Annotated in this window: 14 protein-coding genes and 1 pseudogene; 7 read left to right on the forward strand and 8 right to left on the reverse strand. The window is 63.1% G+C overall.

Annotated features, from left to right (window positions below; genetic code table 11):
- Nucleotides 1–145 precede the first annotated feature (145 nt).
- Nucleotides 146–4,258 (forward strand): PAS domain S-box protein, encoded by a 4,113-nt coding sequence (locus HGP13_RS32445; protein WP_172233731.1) that lies wholly within the window; start codon nt 146–148, stop codon nt 4,256–4,258.
- Nucleotides 4,259–4,505: 247 nt separating this feature from the next.
- Here HGP13_RS32445 and HGP13_RS32450 read toward each other — a convergent pair whose 3' ends face one another.
- Nucleotides 4,506–6,464 carry an acetoacetate--CoA ligase gene (locus HGP13_RS32450; protein WP_172233734.1) on the reverse strand — a complete coding sequence of 653 codons (1,959 nt, stop codon included), beginning with the start codon at nt 6,462–6,464 and terminating at the stop codon, nt 4,506–4,508.
- A gap of 216 nt (nt 6,465–6,680) precedes the next feature.
- Here HGP13_RS32450 and HGP13_RS32455 point away from each other — a divergent pair, with 216 nt between their 5' ends.
- Nucleotides 6,681–8,534 carry an AsmA family protein gene (locus HGP13_RS32455; protein WP_172233737.1) on the forward strand — a complete coding sequence of 618 codons (1,854 nt, stop codon included), beginning with the start codon at nt 6,681–6,683 and terminating at the stop codon, nt 8,532–8,534.
- A gap of 135 nt (nt 8,535–8,669) precedes the next feature.
- A pseudogene (locus HGP13_RS32460) lies at nt 8,670–10,012 on the forward strand (IS701 family transposase).
- A 141-nt stretch (nt 10,013–10,153) separates the two neighbouring features.
- Here the strand turns inward: HGP13_RS32460 and HGP13_RS32465 are convergent.
- From HGP13_RS32465 to HGP13_RS32490, 6 genes are all read right to left on the reverse strand, one after another.
- Nucleotides 10,154–10,972 (reverse strand): ABC transporter permease subunit, encoded by an 819-nt coding sequence (locus HGP13_RS32465; protein ID WP_019860323.1) that lies wholly within the window; start codon nt 10,970–10,972, stop codon nt 10,154–10,156.
- A complete protein-coding gene (locus HGP13_RS32470; RefSeq protein WP_172233740.1) occupies nt 10,969–11,937 on the reverse strand; it encodes an ABC transporter permease subunit in 969 nt (322 codons plus the stop codon). Before HGP13_RS32470 ends, HGP13_RS32465 begins: the two co-directional genes overlap by 4 nt.
- 9 nt (nt 11,938–11,946) lie before the next feature.
- Nucleotides 11,947–13,086 (reverse strand): ABC transporter ATP-binding protein, encoded by a 1,140-nt coding sequence (locus HGP13_RS32475; protein ID WP_172233743.1) that lies wholly within the window; start codon nt 13,084–13,086, stop codon nt 11,947–11,949.
- A gap of 179 nt (nt 13,087–13,265) precedes the next feature.
- On the reverse strand, nt 13,266–14,363 hold the full coding sequence (locus HGP13_RS32480; protein WP_172233746.1) for a polyamine ABC transporter substrate-binding protein: 1,098 nt from the start codon (nt 14,361–14,363) through the stop codon (nt 13,266–13,268).
- A gap of 344 nt (nt 14,364–14,707) precedes the next feature.
- Nucleotides 14,708–15,661, reverse strand: coding sequence for a DMT family transporter (locus HGP13_RS32485; RefSeq protein WP_172233749.1), 954 nt, complete (start codon nt 15,659–15,661; stop codon nt 14,708–14,710).
- 137 nt (nt 15,662–15,798) lie between these two features.
- The gene (locus HGP13_RS32490) at nt 15,799–17,247 is read right to left on the reverse strand and encodes an XRE family transcriptional regulator (protein WP_172233752.1); all 1,449 of its coding nucleotides are present in this window, start codon (nt 17,245–17,247) and stop codon (nt 15,799–15,801) included.
- Between the two features lie 238 nt (nt 17,248–17,485).
- On the opposite strand from HGP13_RS32490, the gene aceA reads away from it, so the two are divergent.
- The 3 genes from aceA (at nt 17,486) to HGP13_RS32505 (ending at nt 19,760) form a co-directional block, all read left to right on the forward strand.
- Nucleotides 17,486–18,775, forward strand: a complete 1,290-nt coding sequence (gene aceA / locus HGP13_RS32495) for an isocitrate lyase (protein ID WP_172233755.1) — start codon at nt 17,486–17,488, stop codon at nt 18,773–18,775.
- Between the two features lie 57 nt (nt 18,776–18,832).
- Complete coding sequence (locus tag HGP13_RS32500) at nt 18,833–19,075, forward strand: hypothetical protein (RefSeq protein ID WP_006202762.1); 243 nt, start codon at nt 18,833–18,835, stop codon at nt 19,073–19,075.
- Between the two features lie 304 nt (nt 19,076–19,379).
- The gene (locus HGP13_RS32505) at nt 19,380–19,760 is read left to right on the forward strand and encodes a response regulator (protein WP_246707199.1); all 381 of its coding nucleotides are present in this window, start codon (nt 19,380–19,382) and stop codon (nt 19,758–19,760) included.
- Nucleotides 19,761–19,767: 7 nt separating this feature from the next.
- Here the strand turns inward: HGP13_RS32505 and HGP13_RS32510 are convergent, their stop codons facing one another.
- A complete protein-coding gene (locus HGP13_RS32510) occupies nt 19,768–20,478 on the reverse strand; it encodes an HAD family hydrolase (RefSeq protein ID WP_172233761.1) in 711 nt (236 codons plus the stop codon).
- Nucleotides 20,479–20,621: 143 nt separating this feature from the next.
- Here HGP13_RS32510 and HGP13_RS32515 point away from each other — a divergent pair, with 143 nt between their 5' ends.
- Nucleotides 20,622–22,058: a glutamine synthetase family protein gene (locus HGP13_RS32515; protein WP_172233764.1), complete on the forward strand. Its 1,437-nt coding sequence runs from the start codon at nt 20,622–20,624 to the stop codon at nt 22,056–22,058.
- Nucleotides 22,059–22,062 lie beyond the last annotated feature (4 nt).

Raw genomic sequence — 22,062 nt, forward strand, 5'->3', positions numbered from 1 at the left:
GCACCATAAATTTCTTTCTGGCCGTTAACCAAAAGGCCAGAAACCAACCTTTGCACGTTCTGGCTTGTGGACCTTCGCGCCTCCGGCTTTTATTAACAAAGCGTTAACTGCAAATTTCGCTGCTCCGTGAGGGTTCGCCAAGCGCATGCCGTCCGAATATTCCTTCCTCGACGTCGCCGTGCTCGACGCGGTCCGCCAGCGCTTTGCCGCCGGCGACGCGATCGCGATCCTGTCGGTGGACCTGGAGCAGGTGATCTGGGCCAATGGGCCGGGCGCCGCTGTGTTCGGCTACCCCGACATCGAAGCGATCATCGGCGCCTCCGCACAGCTGCCGCTGATCGCTCGCCGCCAGATCATGGCGACCAGCGGTTTTCCCGAAATCGGCAATGATCGTGGCATTACCGTCAGGTTGGCGACCGGCATGACCAGCCGGACCATCGGCTTCCAGGCAAGTGCCGTGACCCTGCCCGACGGCGAGAAGGCGATCATGCTGGCGGTGCCTGCAGCCCAGACAGGCTCGCGCAGCGCTGCCGAAATCGCCAGCCGGGCGATCAGCGGCTTCACCGAAGACGGCCATTTCATCGCCTTCATCGATGCCGGGGGCAATGTCGAGGCCGCCTCGGAGGGATTTTCTGCGCTCGGCATCCAGCCCGCAACACTGGCCGCCCTGGTGGCCGATGTCGCTGCCGAGGACGAGCGCATCGTCAAGCGCTTGGTTCCGGGCGGCAACACCTCCTATCCGGCCGGCCTCGCGCGGCTGACCCCGGAGCGACATCTGCTGGTGGTGATCGACGAGGATCAGCTCGAGGACAACGGTTCTGCTGCAGAGACCTCGGTGGACGAGCCCCCCACAGCAACGGAAAGCTCCATCAACGAGATTGGCGGCGCTGCAACGGCAGCAGAAAGCGCAGCCGCAGCATCCGAGCCTCACCAAGACAACCAGCCGACGGCGGATGTTTCGCACACAGAAGCGATAGAGCCGACCCCCGCCACTGCCGAGCCAGCCACTGCCGAGCCAGCCATTGCTGAGATTGAGCAGCCTGCCCCTTCCAAGCCTGTGGCTGAAGATAAGCCGGAACAGGCAACGCAAGAGATTGCGGAGCCGACCGGGCCGCCATCGGTTGCTGCCGACAACGATCAGCCGGCGACGGGAGGCACGCCGGCACAACACGATCATTGGTACTTCAATGCCGGCGAGGATGACGCGCGACCGGCGCCTGCCACACCGGAACCGGAAAACGTGGCCGAGGCGATTGGCGCCGAGGCTTCGGTGGACAGCGCGAAGCCGGACGACGCCACCTCCCCGGCTGCAACGATTGCAACCCCAGCCCGGACGATTGACCGCTCGGCGGCACCGCTGCGCTTCGTCTGGCGCACCGACGGCGAGGGCAAGTTCAGCGCGCTGTCGCCGGAATTCGCCGATATCGTCGGCAAGCCGGCCGCCGATGTGATGGGCCGGCGCTTCAGGGACGTCGCTGCGGCCTTCGGCCTTGATGCGTCCGGCGAGATCGCCGGCCTGCTGGAGCGGCGCGACACCTGGTCCGGCCGCTCCGTGCTGTGGCCTGTCGTCGGCACCGACCTGAAGATCCCCGTCGACCTCGCGGCCTTGCCTGTCTATGGCCGCAGCCGTGCCTTCGAAGGTTTTCGCGGCTTCGGCGTTGCCCGCCCCAGTGACGCCGTCGTCGATCCGGAAGCGATCGGCATGGCTCTGGTGCCCAACGGCGAGGCGCCAGTGGCGGCGTCCGTACTGGAAGCCGTCGAAGCTCCCGCTGAAGCGCCGAAGGCCGAGGAACCAAACGCGGCGGACCCGTTCAGGGGCGAGGTGCCGGCGCTGACCATCGTGCCGAAACAAGAGCGGCGCTTTGCCGACAAGGTCATCCGCCTGGCCGAACATCGGCAGCCGGCCAATGACAAGGGACTGTCAACGCTGGAACGCAGCGCCTTTCGTGAGATCGGCGAGCGGCTGAAGAAGGACAGTGCGCCGGCCGAGCCGGCGGAAACCGACAAGCCCGGCACCGAAAGCCCGACGCAACCGGCGATCGAGACACCGGCCGCGCCAGCGGCGGAAACAGCAGCGGAGGCTCCGGCCGCCAAGACCGAAACGCCAATCGAATCCGCTGGCGAGGCTGCCTCGACGCCTGACGCTGCCCCGCACCATGGGCCGACAGAGGTCGGCGAAATCCCGGTGGCGGCGCCAGAGAACGACGCGGTGCTGGCCGAACCGTCCGGGACCGAAGTCGATAGAGAGCACGAGGCGGATCTCGTAAGGCTTGATGGCGCCCATCCGGACGGCGTGGTTCACAAGGAGCATGCCGACGCGCCGTCCGGTGCGACAGGCTCGCTGCTCAGCTACGCCGACCACAACGATGAGCCGAGCCCCATCGCGGACAATGACGAGCCTACGGCCTCTGAGCCGATCGCCACGGAACCGGAAAGTGCCGAGCCCGCCGCGATTGAGGAGGAACCGGCCGTTGCGGGCGCCGGGCATGTCGCAGCCGACGACGACAGCATGACGTCGGCCGATTTTCGCGATGCCGAGGACAATGAGGATTGGACCGACGGCGCTGAAGATGCCGCGGTTGATGATCAGGCCGTAGAGCATGCCGGGCCATCGACAATCTCCGAAGGCCAAGCCATTACGCCAGCCACCGCGACTGTCCGTGCACAAGTTGCAGCCGAGATCCAGCGTCCCCGCCTGCAGGTACCGCCGCTCAAGACCGAGGGGTTCGTACCCTCCGCCTTTTCCATTGGCGATGAAAGCAAGGCCCCCGATACCTCGCTGCTCGGCAAGCTGCCGGTGCCGCTGCTCATCCATTCGGGCGACCAGCTGCACTATGCGAACGAGGAGTTCCTCGACCTGACCGGCTACGACACGCTTGAGGATCTCGAGGATTCCGGCGGCCTGGGCGCTCTGTTTGCCGATCCCTACGCCGATGAAGGCACTTCCGACGGCAGCGATCGGGCGCTGCGGCTGAAGACGCGCGATGGTCAGGAATTCCCGATCGACGCCATCCTGCGCTCGGTCCCCTGGCGCGACGGCAAGGCGCTGATGCTGGTCGTGCGTCGTTCCGGCGAGGACGAAGCACCCGCTGCCCTGCATCTGGTCGGCGAGGAGCCGACACAGCCCGACATTTCCGAGCTCAAGGCACGCATCGCCGAGATGCGCACCATCATCGACACCGCCACCGACGGCGTCGTGCTGATCGGCTGCGACGGCACCATCCGCTCGATCAGCCGCCCGGCCGAAGCGCTGTTCGGCTTCGACAGCGACGAGGTGACCGGCAAGCCATTCGCCTCGCTGTTTGCCATCGAAAGCCAACGCGCGGCGCGCGACTATCTCACCGGCCTGTCCGAGCCCGGCGTGGCGAGCGTCATGAATGACGGCCGCGAGGTGATCGGACGCGAAGCGCAGGGGCGCTTTATCCCGCTGTTCATGACCATCGGCCGGCTGCCCAATGACAGCGGCTTCTGTGCCGTCGTGCGCGACATCACACAGTGGAAGCGAGCCGAGGAAGATCTCACCCAGGCGCGCGCGGTGGCTGAACGGGCTTCCTCGCAGAAAACCGATTTCCTCGCCCGCATCAGCCACGAGATCCGCACACCGCTCAACGCCATTATCGGCTTTTCCGAATTGATGGTCGACGAGAAGTTCGGGCCGGTCGCCAATGACCGCTACCGCGACTATCTGCGCGACATCAACCGCTCGGGCAACCATGTGCTCGATCTGGTCAACGACCTCTTGGACATCTCGAAGATCGAGGCCGGCCAGCAGGAGATGGCCTATGAGGCGGTGTCGCTCAACGACACGCTGGCCGAGACCGTGGCGATGATGCAGCCGCAAGCCAACCGCGAACGCGTCATCATCCGTTCCAGCTTCGCCTCGCGGCTGCCGGAGGTAGTGGCCGACCTGCGCTCCGTGCGCCAGATCGCGCTCAACATCCTATCGAACGCCATCCGCTACACCCAGGCCGGCGGCCAGGTGATCGTCTCGACCGCCTATGAGACTTCAGGTGATGTCGTCATGCGGGTGCGCGACACCGGCATCGGCATGAGCCAGGCCGAGATCGAACAGGCGCTGAAGCCGTTCAAGCAGATCAACGCCTTGAAGCGCGGACGCGGCGACGGCACCGGCCTTGGCCTGCCGCTGACCAAAGCGATGGTGGAAGCAAACCGCGCCCGCTTCACCATCAATTCGACGCCTGGTGAAGGCACGCTGGTGGAGGTCGCGTTTCCGTCGACCCGCGTGCTCGCGGAATAGCAAGCGCAAAAGAAAAGGCGTCCAGAGGACGCCTTAAGAGATGGGATTGCTGTCACAACGGGGGCTTGAGCGAATTCAGATCCTCCGGGGGCTGAGGAACGGGATTTCTCCCTCAAGTTACATGCGACTATCGACGCCGGGCCTTAACAACTCCTTACCAGTTCGTCGAAAAATTTACGAATGTGTACCACTCATGAAATCTAGGTAAATTCTACCGACATATTTCGTTAACCATGGCGTCCGCCCCTTAGTCGGCAAGGTGCGGCAGGTTCCTGAACAGCTCCAGCGCCTCCGGATTGGCCAGCGCCTCCTTGTTCTTGATGGCACGGCCATGCACGACGTCGCGCACCGCAAGCTCGGTGATCTTGCCTGACTTGGTGCGCGGAATATCTGTGACGGCGACGATCTTTGCCGGCACGTGACGCGGGCTGGCGCCGGTGCGGATTTTGGTGCGGATGCGCTTTTCCAGATCCTCGTCGAGTTGCACGCCGGCGGCCAGCCGCACGAACAGCACGACGCGCACGTCATTGTCGAAATCCTGGCCGATGCACAGCGCCTCCAGGATTTCCGGCATCTGTTCGACCTGGTTGTAGATCTCCGCCGTGCCGATGCGCACGCCGCCCGGATTGAGCGTGGCATCGGAGCGACCGTGGATGATCATGCCGCCATGATCCGTCCATTCGGCGAAGTCGCCATGGCACCAGACATTGTCGAAACGCTCGAAATAGGCCGCCTGATACTTCTTGCCCTCGGGGTCGTTCCAGAAGCCGATCGGCATCGACGGAAACGCCTTGGTGCAGACCAGTTCGCCCTTCTCCTGCCTGATGGGCTTGCCGTCATCGTCCCAGACATCGACGGCAAGGCCGAGGCCGGGCCCCTGGATCTCGCCGGTCCACACCGGCTGCGTCGGCACGCCGAGCACGAAGCAGGAGACGATGTCGGTGCCGCCGGAAACCGAGGCGAGATGCACATCCTTCTTGATGCCGTCATAGACGAAGCGGAAATCCTCGGGCGACAGTGGCGACCCGGTGGAGGAGATGCTGCGCACCGTGGACAGATCATGCGAGCGGATCGGCTTGAGGCCGGCCTTGCGCACGGAATCGATGAATTTGGCCGAGGTGCCGAAGAAGGTCATCTTCTCGGCATCGGCAAAATCGAACAGCACATTGCCGTCGGGAAAGAAGGGCGAGCCATCGTAAAGCAGTAGCGTCGCGCCGGAGGCGAGGCCCGACACCAGCCAGTTCCACATCATCCAGCCGCAGGTGGTGAAATAGAAGAAGCGGTCGCCGTCGATCAGCCCGGCATGCAGCCGGTGTTCCTTGACATGCTGGATCAGCGTGCCGCCGGCCGAATGGACGATGCACTTGGGAATGCCGGTCGTTCCCGATGAGAACAGGATGTAGAGCGGATGCGAAAACGGCAGCCGCTCGAAGGTTACAGGCTTGACGGCGAAGGGCGCCAGCGCCTCTTCCATCGCCACCGCCTTGTCGATGGTTGCGGCCACGTCAGCCGAGGTGCCTAGATAGTCGACGAGCAGGACCTTGCCGACACTGCCGAGCTTGGCCGCGACCGCCGCAACCTTGTCGGCGACCTCGATTGCCTTGCCATTGTACCAGTAGCCGTCAGGCGCGATGAAGACGACAGGTTCGATCTGGCCGAAGCGGTCGAGCACGCCCTGTTCGCCAAAGTCAGGAGAGCAGGACGACCAGACAGCGCCGATCGAGGCGGCGGCCAGCATGGCGGCAACGGTTTCCGGCATGTTGGGTATCATCGCCGCAATGCGGTCGCCCTTCTTCACCTTGAGCGACAGCAGAAGCTGCTGCAGGCGCGAGACCAGGCCATGCAGCTCATTCCACGACAGCCGCCGCTCGACCTTGTCCTCGCCGCGAAAGACGATGGCCTCGCCCGCGCCTGTCTTCTTCAGCAGGTTCTCTGCGAAATTCAGCGACGCGTCGGGGAAGAACGAGGCGCCGGGCATCCTGTCGCCGTCGACGAGCACGCGCTCGCCCTTGTCGCCGACGATGCCGGAAAAGTCCCAGACCAGGTTCCAGAACCCCTCGCGGTCCTCGACCGACCAGCGGTGAAGGTCGGCATAAGAGGAGAAGGGCGCGCCGGTTTTGGCTGATGCCGCTTGCATGAAAGCGGTCAATGGCGAAGCGTCAATCTGGTCTTGCGTCGGGGTCCAGAGCGGTACTTCGGCAGCCATGATCGATCCTCCCACGGTCGTCATCGCTTATGCATATCGCAGCGCAGCAGAGCAAGATTTTGTTGGGCGCAAGCGGCCAGGTGTGCGCAAATGCCATCGCCGGGCCATAAAGACTTGAAATGCCTCAGTCCTAAGTCGTAGTGACGACTGGGGTCGTGGTGACGACCGGGTTTACACATGTCGGGCGATTAATCGGAACGGAAGCATATAGGCGAGATGCCATCATCCTTGATCCGCCGCGGAGTATGGGCGATCGGCGCTGCCGTGATCGTCATCGCTCTGGTGGTCGCCACGCTGCCGCTGATCGCCTCGACGCGCATCGTGCGCGACCGCATTGCCTGGGAGATGAGCGCCTGGAGCGGCTTCCGGGTCGCCATTGACGGCTCGCCGCGCATCGAGGTCTGGCCGAAATTCCGTGCAATCCTGACCGATGTGACGCTGTCCAAGTGGACGGACACCGACGCGCCGCCGGTCGTCGAAGCCGAACGGGTCGAGATCGACCTCTCGGCCATGGCGGCCTTGCAGGGCGATGTGGCGTTTTCCACGGCGCGGCTGGTGCGGCCGACGATCCGGGTCCAGCACACGGCAGATGGCCTGTTCCTGCCCACCGTGCCGACGGGCGGGCGCATTGCGCGTTCCATCGACACGGCGCGCGGCGTGGTCAGTGCCGATCCCGCCAAGCCCGACCTCGACAAGCTGCCGACCGACGCCTTCGGCACGGTTGAGTTCAGGGACGGCCGCATGGTGGCTTCCGTCAACGGCAAGGACGTGGAAATCCTAAGCAGCCTCAGCGGCCAGGCGAGCTGGGCGGCGATGAACAGCAATGCGACGCTATCGGCAACCGGAATCTGGCGGGGCGAAAGTGTGACCGTCGACGCGGCCTCGCCGAAGCCGCTGGTGCTGTTCGCCGGTGGCGTGGCACCGCTCACTCTGTCCTTCAAGGCCGCGCCCGCCACCTTCTCTTTCGACGGCACGGCCAGCATGTCCGAGAACGCCTATTACGACGGCCAGGTGAAGTTCGCGGCACCTTCGCTGCGCCGCGTGCTGGAATGGTCGCAGGTTGGCATCGCGCCGAGCGCGGCGATCGGCTCCGTCAGCATTTCGAGCAAGGTCACGGCCTCGGCCGGACGCATCAAGTTCGAAAACACCGCGCTGGCGCTGGACAACAATCCAGGCATGGGCGCGCTGGACCTGTCGCTTGGCGACGCCCAGCCGGTGATTTCGGGCACGCTCGCTTTCGACACGCTCGATCTCAGGTCATTCCTGTCCGCCTTCACGCCGCTGGGGCCGGCAAGCGGGGCTGGGTCAGGGGACGTCGAGGCTAGTTTCGCCGACCGGGTCAATCTCGATCTCAGGTTGTCGGCGGCGCATGCCACGGCCGGCGCTATCCAGCTTGCCGATGTCGCCGCCACCGCCCAGGTCAAGGATGGTCTTTCTGTCTTCGATATCTCCGACGCCTCGGCCTTTGGCGGCACTATCCAGACCAGCCTTCGCTTCGACCGCAAGCCCGAGGGCACCCAGGTCGAGATCAGGCTGCTTGCGTCGGATGTCGATGGCGGCGCGTTCGGCACGGCAGCCGGCATGACCCGGCTGGTGCCGGTCGGCACCGGCACCGTTTCGGTCATCCTCAAGGGGCCGGGCAGGACCTGGGATTCGATCTTTGAAAACGCTGATGGTTCGGTCTCGGCGACCTTCGGCCCCGGCGCGCTCAGCAAATTCAACCTGCCGGCCTTTCTCAAACATTCCGAACAGGGTGGCTTCTTCGCGCTTGACGATGTCTCGGACGGCACGCTGCCGATCGACGGCGCCGAAGTGAAGGCAACCATTTCGCGAGGCGTAGCGAGGCTGGACAAGGCCGAGGCCAATTCGGCGAAATACAAGATTTGGCTTTCCGGCATCGCCTCCTATGCAGGGCGCGGGCTGGCGCTGTCCGGCGGCGTCATCCAGCCGGACCAGGCGGCGACACAGAAGACCGGCCAGCAGGGACCCAACCAGTCGTCCTTCTTCGTCGGCGGAACGTGGAGCACGCCGTTCATTTCCCCGATAAGCCGCGGCGTTTCGGGCGAATAACTCCGACGCCTGCTTTCGTCCAGTTAAGCATGATCTAGCATTACTTTGGCATTTTTTTGGTTCTGGGAGCGTTTGAGGATTCCCAAGAGCGGTTTTGCGTGATTCATGAGAGGTCGGCTGTTGGAGGGGCCGGCCATGAACAGGGATTGGCAAGTCGATCTGGAGCAGTGGCTTGAGCCGTTCGTCTCGGCGTTGAGGCACAAGACGCGTGCTCGGATGTGTCCGGCCTATATTGCTGGGCTGATTGGCCTTGGGGATCGCAAGAGCATCCAACCGATGGCGGCGCGCGACGCAGGCGTCAACTATGACCAGCTGCACCACTTCATCGCGAGCGGCGTGTGGGATGCTGGGCCGCTGGAGAAGGTGCTACTTGCGGAGGCCGACAGACAAGTTGGCGGGAACGATGCATGGCTGATCGTGGACGACACAGCGCTCCCCAAGAAGGGGCGCCACTCGGTCGGCGTCGCGCCGCAATATGCCTCGGCGCTTGGTAAGAACGCCAACTGCCAGACGCTGGTGTCGCTGACGCTGGCCTCTAGCGAAGTGCCGGTCATGGTGGGACTGCGGCTGTTTCTGCCCGAGAGCTGGACTTCCGATCCCGCCCGGCTCGACCGTGCCGGTGTGCCCGAGGACCATCGTGCCTACAGGACCAAGCCCGAAATCGCGCTGGCCGAGATCGACCGGGCTCGCGCAGCCGGCCTACGCTTTGGCTGCGTGCTCGCCGATGCCGGATATGGCTTGAGCGCCCCCCCCCCTTCCGGCAGGCGCTCACCGAGCGCGGCCTTACCTGGGCCGTCGGCATCCCGTTCAAGCAGAAGGTCTATCCCGCCGACGTGGCAATGATCTTTCCCGTTGCCGGACGCGGCCGTCCGCGCCAGCGGCATATCCCCGATGTGAAGTCGATGACCGCGAAGGCGATGCTGGAGACAGCCCCATGGCGCGCGGTCAGTTGGCGGCGTGGCACCAAAGGCCGCCTCTCGGCGCGCTTCGCCGCTGTCCGTGTCCGGGTTGCAGATGGCCCACCCCAGCGCATCCGCGACATGGGCGCTCAGCATCTGCCCGGCGAGGAGGTCTGGGTGATCGGCGAGCACCGCTCGACCGGCGAGCGCAAATACTACCTCTCCAACTTGCCCGCCGACACCCCGCTCAAGCAGATCGCAGGCGCCATCAAGGCGCGCTGGGTCTGCGAACAGGCGCATCAGCAGCTCAAGGAGGAACTTGGCCTCGACCACTTCGAAGGGCGCTCATGGACCGGCCTGCACCGGCACGCGCTGATGACGATGATCGCCTACGCCTTCCTGCAATCTCGCCGCCTCAAACAAGCGGGAGGGGGGAAAAAAAAGAATCGTTGGCCCGCCGCCCCAACCGAGCCTACCCCCCCCGTCAGGCAAGCCATCCTCACCGCGCTAGCGCAGCCGCCCCCAATCCGTTGTCCCCACTGCCGCAGAGCCCTCTCCGCTAACAATCTGCCAAAGTAGTGCTAGAGCGTTTCACCGTTTCATGGAAACGGCGAAACGCTCTAACTCTTTGTTTTGACGCAATTCCAGACGGAAAACCGCTCACACTTTTCCTGGAATTGCTTTAGCCCGAAGACCGGCTTTCACTTTTCGGGATCATACTCAGCCGCGCTGCGCCGCCTGTTCGTCGAGCTGGCGCTGCACCTCGCGCCGCTTGTTGGCGATCGAAGCGATGATGACGCCGACCGCGACGACGGCGATCAGGATGGTGCAGGCGGCGTTGATCTCCGGCGTCACGCCGAGGCGGACCTGGCTGTAGATTTTCATCGGCAGCGTGGTGGCGCCCGGGCCGGAGGTGAAGCTGGCGATGACCAGATCGTCGAGCGACAGCGTGAAGGCCAGCATCCAGCCGGACACGATCGCCGGCAGGATGACCGGCAGCGTGATCTGGAAGAAGGTTTTGGCCGGCGTTGCGCCGAGATCCATCGCTGCCTCTTCCAGCGATCGGTCGAAAGACACCAGGCGCGATTGCACGACGACCGCCACGAAACACATTGTCAGCGTGATGTGGGCGAGCGTCACCGTGAAGAAGCCGCGGTCGAGACCGACGGCAACGAAGAGGAGCAGCAGCGACAGGCCGGTGATGACTTCCGGCATGACGAGCGGCGCGAAAACCATGCCAGAAAACAGCACCCTGCCCCGGAACCGCGTGTAGCGCGTCAGGGTGAGTGCCGCCAGCGTGCCGAGCACGGTCGCTACCGTCGCCGAAATGACGCCGACGCGCGCCGTGACCCAGGTGGCGTCCATCAGGCCCTGATTGTGGAACAGCGACACATACCATTTCGTCGAGAAGCCGCCCCAAACGGTGACAAGCTTGGATTCATTGAACGAGAAGACGATGAGCAGCACGATCGGCAAATACAGGAAGGCAAAGCCAAGCACGATCGAGGTGACGTTGAAGCGGCTCCAGGTGGCGTTCATTTGCCCTGCTCCTGCGCCTTAGCCTGCGCCTGCTGAAAGAGCATGATCGGAACGGTCAGCAACAACAGCAGGATGACGGCGACGGCCGACGACACCGGCCAGTCACGGTTGGCGAAGAACTCGTTCCACAATGTCTTGCCGATCATCAGCGTTGACGAGCCGCCGAGCAGATCGGGGATGACGAACTCACCGACGGCCGGGATGAACACCAGCAGGCAGCCGGCAATGACGCCGGGCAGCGACAGCGGGAAGGTGATCTTCCAGAAGGCTGAGGTCGGCGGGCAGCCGAGATCCTTGGCCGCCTCGATCAGTGAGCAGTCCATCTTTTCCAGCGACGAATAGAGCGGCAAGACCATGAACGGCAAATAGGAATAGACGATGCCGATGAAGATCGCCGTATAGGTGTTGAGGATGACCAGCGGCTGGTTGATGATGTGCAGCGACAGTAGCAGCTGGTTGAGCAGCCCCTCGGGCTTGAGAATGCCGATCCAGGCATAGACGCGGATCAGGAACGAGGTCCAGAACGGCAGGATGACCAGCATCAGCAATGTCGGACGGACCGTCGCCGGCGCGCGTGACATGCCATAGGCGATCGGGTAGCCGACGATCAGCGTCAGGACGGTCGAGATGGCGGCAATGATGACGCTTGTCACATAGGCCTTGAAATAGAGCGAGTCCTGCGTCAGCCAGACATAATTGTCGAAGTTGAGGTTGCGGAAGCCGGCGAAGAAGCCGGAAATGCCGTCCCTGAAATCGAGCACGGGCGTGTAGGGCGGCATGGCGATCGCCGTCTGCGACAGCGAAATCTTGAAGACGATGACGAAGGGAATGAGGAAGAAGAACAGCAGCCAGAGGTAAGGGACGATGATGACCAGCCGGTTGACGAAGCCGGCACCCAGGCGCGTCAGGAACGGCTTGGCGGCAGTCGATGGGGCCGCGGCATCGGTGACGGCGATGTTGGACATATCAGCCCCCTACCGCGCCAGCACGACGCCGGCGTCCGGCCGGAAGGAGACCCAGGCGCGGTCGTTCCAGGTCAGCGGATCCTCGGTCACGCGCGCCGCGTTCAAGGCGCTTGCCCTGATGATCTGCCCGTCATCCAGCCTGATGTGGTAGACGGTCATGTCGCCGAGATAGGCGACGTCGTAGACCTCGCCTTCCAGCGCATTGACGGCATCGGCCGGCTTCTTCGACGAGATCTTGATCTTCTCCGGCCTGATGGCGAAGACGATATCGGAACCGGCTGCGGCAGCGGCGCTGTTTTCGACAACGATCTGGGCACCTGTTGCGCCCGTGATGCGGGTGGTGTTGGCCGACCGCTCGGAGACCTTGCCCTCGAACATGTTCACATTGCCGACGAAATGGGCGACGAAGCGCGAGGCCGGGGCTTCATAGACCTCGGCCGGCGTCGCCACTTGCATCACCTCGCCCTTGTCGATGATGGCGATGCGATCGGCCATCGTCATCGCCTCTTCCTGGTCGTGGGTGACGACGACGAAGGTGAGGCCGAGGTTCTGCTGCAAATCCATCAGCTCGAACTGGGTTTCCTCGCGTAGCTTCTTGTCGAGAGCGCCGAGCGGCTCGTCGAGCAGCAACACTTTCGGCCGCTTGGCGACCGAGCGGGCCAGCGCGACGCGCTGGCGCTGGCCGCCCGACAGCTGGTGCGGCTTGCGCTTGGCGAACTGCTCAAGCTTGACAAGCTTCAGCATCTCGGCGACGCGCTTTTCAATATCGGGCGCCGGCATGCCTTCCTGCTTGAGGCCGAAGGCAATGTTCTTCTCCACCGTCATATGCGGGAACAGCGCATAGGACTGGAACATCATATTGACGGGCCGGCGATAGGGCGGGATGCCGCGCAGATCCTGGCCATCGAGCAGGATACGGCCTGATGTCGGTTCCTCGAAGCCGGCAAGCATCCGCAGAAGCGTCGACTTTCCGCAACCCGAGGCGCCGAGCAGGGCGAAGAATTCGCGCTCGAAGATGGTCAGCGACAAATTGTTGACGGCGGTGAAGTCACCGAACTTCTTGGTGACGTTGTCGAACTGGATATATGGCTTGGCGTTCGGGTCGTTCCATGGCGCGAAATCCCTGCGGATGCTGCCAAGCGATTTCATATCCCCACTCCGTGCTTTGTAGTTCCCCGGCGCTGTTCATCGTTTCTCGGAAACGCAGAACCGCTCCATCTCCTGGTTTTGACGCAATTCCGGACGGAAAACCGTTCCCCCACTTTTCCTGGAATTGCTGCAGAGAAATCGACCCCGGCAGCTGGCTGCCGGGGTCCGTGTCGAATTGTCTACTGGCCGGTGACGATCTTGGTCCAGGTGCGCGTGATGACGCGCTGGGTCTTGGGATCGTAGGGGGAGACCGTGTAGAGCTTCTGCAAGGTCGCGTCGTCCGGATAGACGGCCGGGTCGCTCAGCAGGGCCTTGTCGACGAACTGCTGGGAGGCTTTGTTGCCATTGGCGTAGAGCACGGCGTTCGACGATTTGGCGATCACTTCCGGCGTCATCATGTAGTTGAGGAATTCATGCGCCTCGGCGACATGCGGCGCATCGGCCGGTATCGCCATCTGGTCGAACCACATCTGGGCGCCTTCCTTCGGCACGGAATAGCCGATTTCGACACCTTGCTTGGCCTCGACCGCACGATTGCGGGCCTGGAAGACGTCACCGGACCAGCCGACCGCCAGGCAGATGTCGCCATTGGCGAGGGCATTGATATACTCGGACGAGTGGAACTTCCTGATAAAGGGGCGGACCTTCATCAGGGTTTCCTCGGCCTTGGCGATGTCGTCGGGCGAGGTGCTGTTCGGGTCGAGGCCGACATATTTCAGCGCCGCTGGAATGATGTCAGCCGGCGAATCCAGCACGTACACGCCGCAGTCCTTCAGCTTGGCGAGACTTTCGGGATTGAAGAACACGTCCCAGCTGTCGATCTTGTCGGTGCCAAGCGCTGCCTGCACTTTCTTGATGTTGTAGCCGATGCCGACCGTGCCCCACATGTAGTTGATCGAAAACTCGTTGCCGGGGTCGTATTTGGCGGTTCTTTCCGAAACCGTGTCCCACATGTTGGAGAGGTTGGGCAGTTTCGACTTGTCGAGCTTCTGGAACACGCCGGCCTGGATCTGGCGGGCAAGGAAATTGCCGCTCGGCACGACGACATCATAGCCGCTGCCGCCGGCGAGCAGTTTGGTTTCGAGGATCTCGTTGGAATCGAACGTGTCGTAGACGACCTTGATGCCGGTCTTCTTGGTGAAGTCGTCGATGATCGTCGGGTCGATATAATCGGACCAGTTGAAGACATTGACGACGCGGTCCTCGGCGTGCCCGGCAGGCGTGAACAATGTCAGAAATACCGAGGTTGCCGAAAGCCAGAGCGCTTTGCGGATCATGCTATTCTCCTTTGGTGAGTGTTCCATCGCCGGCTCGTCGCGACATGCGCGCGGCCGGGCATTTGTTTCAGACTATTGAGCTTTCCAGGGGACAACAAGCGCCAATTGGCGCGCCGATCGCGGCCGCGCAATTGCCCCGGACTGGGCAATTGTCCAGGACTGGAAGGAATCACGATGCCGTCAGAAGCTTTCGCCGCCGCGCGGACCGAAATACAGAAATATGGACCGGTCTCGATCGGACCGGCGGGGAGACTTGGCAAGATACGCCTGTCTTGTTGTTGCCGTGCTCACAGCCTGCCCGGGCGGCGGCGACGTTGTCAATGGCAAAGCTTCAGCGGCTTGCATCAATTCGGCGACGGCACCCCGGTGACCCCTGCCCGCTGCGGCCGTGCCTGGCGCTTGAACTCGAGCCCGATATGGACGAGCAGCGCCGTGACCACCACCGCGCCGCCGACGATGGTGCGCCCGGACGGCACCTCGGAATGGACGAGCCAGACCCATATCGGCCCAAGGATTGGTTCGAATGTGCCGAGCAGTGCCGCGATGGCGGCCGGGATCAGCCGCGCGCCGGTGGCGAAGAAGGCAAGGCCAATGCCGAGATTGACCACGCCGAAAGCGAACAGAAAGCCCATGTCGCCGGCCGAGACCGTGAAGGTCGACGCCTGCGAGGCGGCAAAGGCCGCGGCCAGGATCGTGCCGAGGCAGGTCGCCGGCGTCATGCGCACGCTGGCGAACCGCCTTGTGATGACGGTGGCGATCGAGAACATGAACGCGATCAGCAGCGCCAGCCCGTCGCCTATGGGCGAGACGGCGCCATCGAGCGATTCCGACACCATGATGGCGACCCCGGCGATGACGGCGGCGATCGCCACCCAGGTCACGACACCAACCCGTTCGCGAAACAGCGCCCATGCTAACAGCGCCGCCAGCAGCGGCACGCCAGCCTGCATCAAGAGGATGTTGGCGACGGTGGTGTAGGCGAGCGCCACGACGAAGGCGGTCGATGCGATGGCGAAGCAGAACCCGACGGCAAGGCCAGGCAGGCCCATGTCGCGAAAGGATCTCAGCATGCCGCGCCAGCCGTCACGCCAGGCCATGAAGGAGAGCAGGAAAGCGGCGGCCCACACGGAGCGCCAGAAGATAACCGTCCAACTGTCACCGACGGTGATGAAGCGGGCGATGGTGCCGCCGAAACTCCACATCAGCGCCGACAGGAAGACCAGAAGCATGCCGACGCGTTCCTCGCGCGGCGAGGATGTCGAAGTAACAAGGCCGGGCGATGATGCTGCGTCTGTCATGGGCGCGACTGTCGAGCTTTTGTGGAGGGGACGATGCGCAAGGGACGACAAAAAACTGCTCTGTTCGCGTAACGCAAAGACTTGAGTCGCGGGTGATCCAGACACCGGCGACGATTGTGGCACCTTTTGCTGCCGCGTTACTGGAAATCGAAGGCGCTCAGGCCCGTCACCATCTCGTCGAGGCCGAGCGGACGCGTCACCGGCGGCTCGGCGCGCGCCAGGCAGCCGACGCGCTCGCAAAGCCGGCAGGCAGGTCCGACCTGCGTCGCCGCGACGGTGCCTTGTCCCGACTTTCCCGCAGCCGCAGCGCCGGGCAGAGCCGCGCCGTAGACAATGTCGTCGCGAAAGCCGATGTCGCAACCGAGCAGCAGCGCGGTGCGGCGCGGACGTTCCGAGAACGCGCCTTGCGGCCCTTCCAATGTGCGGGCGATGCACAGAAACTCGGCGCCGTCGGGCATTTCCACCGCTTCGACGAAGATCTGGCCGGGCTGAGAGAAGGCGGCATGCACGGGCAGCTTGGGGCAGTCGCCGCCAAAGCGGCTGTGCGGAAAGCCCTGGCTGCCGGCCCTGCGAAAGCGGTTCCCGGCATTGTCGACCTCCAGCATGAAGAAGGGGACACCCGGCGCGCCCTGCCGCTGCAACATGGTCAGCCGGTTCGCCGCCTGCTCGAAGGAGACGCCGAAGCGCGAACGCAGGACATCGATGTCGTAGCGGGCACGAACGGCAGCCGCATGAAAGGCCTGGTAAGGCATCATCAGCGCATGCGCGGCATAGCGGCCGAGCTCGAAGCGGGCGAGACGGCGGGCCTCGTCGGTGCTCAGCTTGAGTGCCTGGATCTCGCCTGCGACAGCAACCGTCATGCGGATCAGGCAGGCCTCCATCGCCACCTCGCGCAGCTGGTCGAACGGCGACAGCCGCTCAGACAGGAACAGGCGCTGCGAATGGCGATCGTAGCGCCGGCGCCAGTTCGGCATGGTGGCGACCGGCAGCACCTTGACGACGATGCCGTATTCGCGCTTTAGCCAGGCCTTCAGTGCACCGAACAAATCGTCGCCGGGATCGAGCACATAGGTGAACGCCTCGGCCTCTTCCTCGAGTGCTGTAAAATGGTTCGACCGCCGCTCGAAGGTCTCATGCACCTCGTCGATCGGCAGGCGAGCACCGGACAGCGCCGTCGCCCGCCCCTCGCGCGCCAGAAGCTCGTTGAGGTCGGACAGCCGCTCGGCCTGCTCGCGATAGGCGCGGAACAGTTTTATCACGGCGGCGGATGCATTGGGCGCCGCCTCGGCAAGTTCGATCAGTTCCTGGTCTCCGGGCAGTTCGCCGACCAGCAGCGGATCGGCGAACACCTCTTTCAAGGCCGCGACCGACCCCCTTGCCTCGCCTTGCAGCTCGTGCGGGTCGACCTTGTAGACGGACGCCAGCTTGAGGATCAGTTGCACCGTCAGCGGCCGCTGGTTGCGCTCGATCAGGTTGAGATAGGACGGCGAGATGCCGAGCCCCTCGGCCATCGCCGTCTGGGTCAGGCCCTTGGCGTTGCGGATGCGGCGGATGCGCGGCCCTGCGAAAATCTTCTGGTCGGCCATCGACTGCCCCTGACAGGAATTTACACAACTTGGCGGCACTCCATGCCACCGGCACCTTTACAATCGTGACAAATTTACAAGAGCCTTCTGTCAAACACAATACAGGTTTTCCCTTATATCCTGCCATATTGGTTGATTTATCTGGCTCATTTCGCACCGCAATGTAAATTCAGTCACATTCCAACGGGGGCAAACGATTGGCCACCGGACGTAGTGCAGCAATCCTTCGGAGTGACCCATGACTGATTTTTACAATCTCGTTCCCTCGGCGCCGGAAGGTCGCTTCGACGGCATCGAACGTCCCTATTCGCCGGAGGATGTGAAGCGGCTGCGCGGTTCGGTGCAGATCCGCCAGAGCCTGGCCGAAATGGGCGCCAACCGGCTGTGGAAACTCATCCACGAAGAAGATTTCGTCAACGCGCTCGGCGCCATGTCCGGCAACCAGGCGATGCAGCAGGTGCGCGCCGGGCTGAAGGCGATCTACCTGTCGGGCTGGCAGGTCGCTGCCGACGCCAACACAGCCTCGGCGATGTATCCCGACCAGTCGCTCTATCCGGCCAATGCGGCGCCTGAACTGGTCAAGCGCATCAACCGCACGCTGCAGCGTGCCGACCAGATCGAGACCTCCGAGGGCAACGGGCTTTCGGTCGAGACCTGGTTCGCGCCGATCGTCGCCGACGCCGAAGCCGGCTTCGGCGGACCGCTCAACGCCTTCGAGATCATGAAGGCGTTCATCGAGGCGGGTGCCGCCGGCGTCCACTACGAGGACCAGCTGGCATCGGAAAAGAAGTGCGGCCATCTCGGCGGCAAGGTGCTGATCCCAACCGCCGCGCATATCCGCAACCTCAATGCGGCGCGGCTGGCAGCCGATGTGATGGGCACGTCGACGCTGGTCGTGGCGCGCACCGATGCCGAGGCCGCAAAGCTTCTGACATCCGATATCGACGAACGCGACCAGCCTTTCGTCGACTACGCAGCCGGCCGCACGGTGGAAGGTTTCTACCAGGTCAGGAACGGCATCGAGCCCTGCATCGCCCGGGCCGTCGCCTATGCGCCTTACGCGGATCTGATCTGGTGCGAGACCTCGAAGCCAGACCTGGCACAGGCCAAGAAATTCGCCGAGGGTGTGCGTAAGCATCATCCGGGCAAGCTGCTCGCCTATAATTGCTCGCCCTCGTTCAACTGGAAGAAGAATCTCGACGACGCGACGATCGCCAAATTCCAGAGGGAACTCGGCGCCATGGGCTATAAGTTCCAGTTCATCACGCTCGCCGGCTTCCACCAGCTCAACTACGGCATGTTCGAATTGGCGCGTGGCTACAAGGCACGGCAGATGGCAGCCTATTCGGAGCTGCAGGAAGCCGAGTTCGCGGCGGAGGCCAATGGCTACACCGCGACCAAACACCAGCGCGAAGTCGGCACCGGCTATTTCGACGCCGTGTCGATGGCGATCACCGGCGGCAAGTCGTCGACCACCGCCATGCATGAATCGACCGAGCACGCACAGTTCAAGCCGGCCGCCGAATAGCGGATCAGAAAACACCGAGGAAACGCCCACCAGGGCTTCAGACACAGGAGAAGACCAATGGCATCGATAAGCCGCGTCAAGGAACGGGCGGAAGAACAATCGACGACGATGAGCGTCGACCAGCAGGCGACGATCCGGATGCTGGCCAACGACCTGCACAGACTGAACCAGTCGGTGATGAAGGCGGTCGAGGCGGGCGTTTCCGTGGAACTCGTGCGCTCGGCCAGGCACCATGGCGGCGACGGCAATTGGGGCGATCTGCTGATCCCGGTGATCGTCACCCAGCAGAGCCATGGCTGACCGGAAATCGTTGCAACCGACCCTTCACCTGCGCAGCGTATGCGCAGGTGAATCTTATTTTTACGCAACCAATCCATGGACAGGGCAGTACAGTACTGTTGCTTGGCTCCACTGTCGGAGGAAGAGTTTCCAAAGGCCTTTTATTTCAACTTGACATGGGGTGCGATCTCACGCCAATTGTCGGCCAGATTCAACTCTGCATTGAAATAGGGGGGAGCTTCTTGGCCGACTTGGGTGCCCAGTGAATAGCGAGGGCGAGACCGCAAAACATCCGAATCTGGTGACCCAGGATTCAAGCGCCGAGATGACCCGCAGTCCCTCGCAAGTGCTTGTTGTCGCGAAATCGCCGATCAATCGCGTGGTGGTGTCGAAGATCGTCGAGCGATCCGGGCTCAGACCGATCTCGGAATCGCCCGATATGGCGGCGAAAACCTTGCGGACGCTGGTGCCAGGCGTGATTGTGCTGGACGGCGGCGCAGACAACAAGGACTGCGACACTCTGATGTCCGGCATCGAAACGTTGCGGCGGGCTTCGGGCAAATCGCATCCTCCCGTCATCCTGCTTTCAACCAAGACCGGCACGCCGGAGAGCCTGGGCCTGTCAAGCGTGATTGACGTCGTGGTCGCCAAGCCGATCACGCCCGAGCGGCTGCAACCGGTGATCGATCGCCTGATCAGCCGCTAAACCACGATCAACTCGTGATACTTTCGACCAATTCGGGCAATAGCCCGAGATCGGCGATCTGGCGGAATCGCGGCACGGCGACCGGCGCCTCGACATGCTCGAGCACCCAGGTCAGTTCGTGTGGCACATGGACACCCCAGCCACCGGCCTCGATCGCCGGCACCACGTCCGACTTCAGCGAATTGCCGACCATCATGCTCTTTGCCGGACCGTCACCGTGGCGGCTGAAGAGGCGCGCATAGGTCGCGGCATTCTTGTCGCTGACGATCTCGACCGCGTCGAACAGGTCACCGAGGCCGGAGCCGGCCAGCTTGCGCTCCTGGTCGAAGAGGTCGCCCTTGGTGATCAGCACAAGGCGGTAATCGCCTGCGAGCTTTTCCACCGTCTCACGCACATGCGGCAGGACCTCGATCGGGTGGCTCAGCATCTCGCGGCCGGCGTCGAGGATCTCCGCTATGACCGCGGCCGGCACCCGCCCGTCTGTGACCTCGATCGCCGTTTCGATCATCGACAGGGTAAATCCCTTGATGCCGAAGCCATATACGGCAAGGTTGCGCCGTTCGGCCTCGAGCAATCGCGTCGAAATCCGTTTCTCCTCGCCATGGTCGGCAAGCATGGCGGCGAAGCGTTTTTCCGTCATGCGGAAAAACTGTTCGTTCTGCCAAAGCGTGTCGTCGGCATCGAAGCCGATGGTCGTCAGTTCGCTGTTTTTTCGCATCGATGCCTTCCGGGTTGCGAGCCGCCCGAACCTAAGCCGACCGGCGCGATTTTCAACCTCAGTGGCAAATGCCGGCGGCGGCTCCCCTTCCCTTCCACAGGGGGGCACGGCTATACTCCGAAATCCGCAACCCAATCTGGTGAATGATGCCGCCTGCAAAAAAGGAAGTCCGTCCGTCGAGCCGCGGAGGACGGGCGCGCACGCCTGCCTTCGTGAAAAACCTGCGTGGTGTGAAGAACTGGAAGGAAGTCAGCGAATGGCTGGAATGGCGCGGCATCGAGGACATCGAATGCATCACGCCTGATCAGGCTGGCGTTGCGCGCGGCAAGATGATGCCGTCGAAGAAATTCACCTCCAACACCTCGCTGGCGCTGCCTTCGGCCGTCTTCATGACGACGATTTCCGGCGGCTATCCTGAAGACGGCAATGGCTTCCACTATCCGGAAGACGATGGCGATCTCAAGCTGATGCCGGACCTGTCGACGCTGACGGTGGTGCCTTGGGAAGAAGACCCGACGGCCGCCGTCATCTGCGACCTCGTCCACCAGGATGGCCGCTCGGTCGAATTCACGCCGCGCAATGTGCTGAAGCGCGTGCTTGCCGCCTATGACAAGCTTGGGCTGAAGCCGGTGGTGGCACCCGAGATCGAATTCTATCTGGTGCGCAAGAATCCGGATCCGGACTATCCGCTGACCCCGCCCGTCGGCCGCTCGGGGCGCGCAATCGGCGGCGGCGCCGGCTATTCGATCGCCGGCGTCAACGAGTTCGACGAATTGATCGACGACATCTACCATTTCTCCGAAAGCCAGGGCCTGGAGATCGACACACTCATCCACGAAGAGGGCGCTGGCCAGCTCGAGATCAATCTGCGCCATGGCGACCCGATCGAGCTCGCCGACCAGGTGTTCATGTTCAAGCGCACCATTCGCGAAGCCGCGCTCAAGCATGAGATCTACGCGACCTTCATGGCCAAGCCGATCCAGGGCCAGCCGGGTTCGGCCATGCATATCCATCAGTCGATCGTCGACAAGAAGACGGGCAGGAACATATTCTCGGCCGAAGACGGCTCGGAAACCGAGGAGTTCTTCCATTTCATCGGCGGCATGCAGAAGCACGTGCCGAACGCGCTGGTGATGTTCGCGCCCTACGTAAATTCCTACCGCCGGCTGACACAGGCGGCCTCCGCTCCGGTCAACAACAAATGGGGCTATGATAACCGCACCACGGCGTTCCGCGTGCCGCGTTCGGATCCCGCGGCGCGGCGCGTCGAAAACCGCATTCCGTCCTCCGACGCCAATCCCTATCTGGCGCTGGCGGCCTCACTTGCCTGCGGACTGATCGGCATCACCAACAAGCTCAAGGCCGAGCCTCCGGTGCTCACCACCGCCAACGCGCACGAGATCGACCTGCCGCGCAGCCTGCTAGAAGCCGTCGACCTGTTCGAGGGCGACGAGGAACTCTGCGCGCTGCTGGGCAAGTCCTTCGCCGCCACCTATGCGGCGATCAAGCGGGCGGAATTCGAGACGTTCATGGAAGTGATCAGTCCGTGGGAGCGGGAGTACCTTCTACTCAACGTCTGACCCA

It is taken from the genome of Mesorhizobium sp. NZP2077, assembly GCF_013170805.1.
Classification (GTDB): domain Bacteria; phylum Pseudomonadota; class Alphaproteobacteria; order Rhizobiales; family Rhizobiaceae; genus Mesorhizobium.

What these genes read in the sequence shown, in the direction of transcription:
- HGP13_RS32450 (WP_172233734.1), bottom strand. Translation starts at nt 6,464, where the DNA reads ATGGCTGCCGAAGTACCGCTCTGGACCCCGACGCAAGACCAGATTGAC.
- HGP13_RS32455 (WP_172233737.1), top strand. Translation starts at nt 6,681, where the DNA reads ATGCCATCATCCTTGATCCGCCGCGGAGTATGGGCGATCGGCGCTGCC.
- HGP13_RS32465 (WP_019860323.1), bottom strand. Translation starts at nt 10,972, where the DNA reads ATGAACGCCACCTGGAGCCGCTTCAACGTCACCTCGATCGTGCTTGGC.
- HGP13_RS32480 (WP_172233746.1), bottom strand. Translation starts at nt 14,363, where the DNA reads ATGATCCGCAAAGCGCTCTGGCTTTCGGCAACCTCGGTATTTCTGACA.
- HGP13_RS32445 (WP_172233731.1), top strand. Translation starts at nt 146, where the DNA reads ATGCCGTCCGAATATTCCTTCCTCGACGTCGCCGTGCTCGACGCGGTC.
- HGP13_RS32510 (WP_172233761.1), bottom strand. Translation starts at nt 20,478, where the DNA reads ATGCGAAAAAACAGCGAACTGACGACCATCGGCTTCGATGCCGACGAC.
- HGP13_RS32470 (WP_172233740.1), bottom strand. Translation starts at nt 11,937, where the DNA reads ATGTCCAACATCGCCGTCACCGATGCCGCGGCCCCATCGACTGCCGCC.
- HGP13_RS32515 (WP_172233764.1), top strand. Translation starts at nt 20,622, where the DNA reads ATGATGCCGCCTGCAAAAAAGGAAGTCCGTCCGTCGAGCCGCGGAGGA.
- aceA (WP_172233755.1), top strand. Translation starts at nt 17,486, where the DNA reads ATGACTGATTTTTACAATCTCGTTCCCTCGGCGCCGGAAGGTCGCTTC.
- HGP13_RS32505 (WP_246707199.1), top strand. Translation starts at nt 19,380, where the DNA reads ATGACCCGCAGTCCCTCGCAAGTGCTTGTTGTCGCGAAATCGCCGATC.
- HGP13_RS32500 (WP_006202762.1), top strand. Translation starts at nt 18,833, where the DNA reads ATGGCATCGATAAGCCGCGTCAAGGAACGGGCGGAAGAACAATCGACG.
- HGP13_RS32475 (WP_172233743.1), bottom strand. Translation starts at nt 13,086, where the DNA reads ATGAAATCGCTTGGCAGCATCCGCAGGGATTTCGCGCCATGGAACGAC.
- HGP13_RS32490 (WP_172233752.1), bottom strand. Translation starts at nt 17,247, where the DNA reads ATGGCCGACCAGAAGATTTTCGCAGGGCCGCGCATCCGCCGCATCCGC.
- HGP13_RS32485 (WP_172233749.1), bottom strand. Translation starts at nt 15,661, where the DNA reads ATGACAGACGCAGCATCATCGCCCGGCCTTGTTACTTCGACATCCTCG.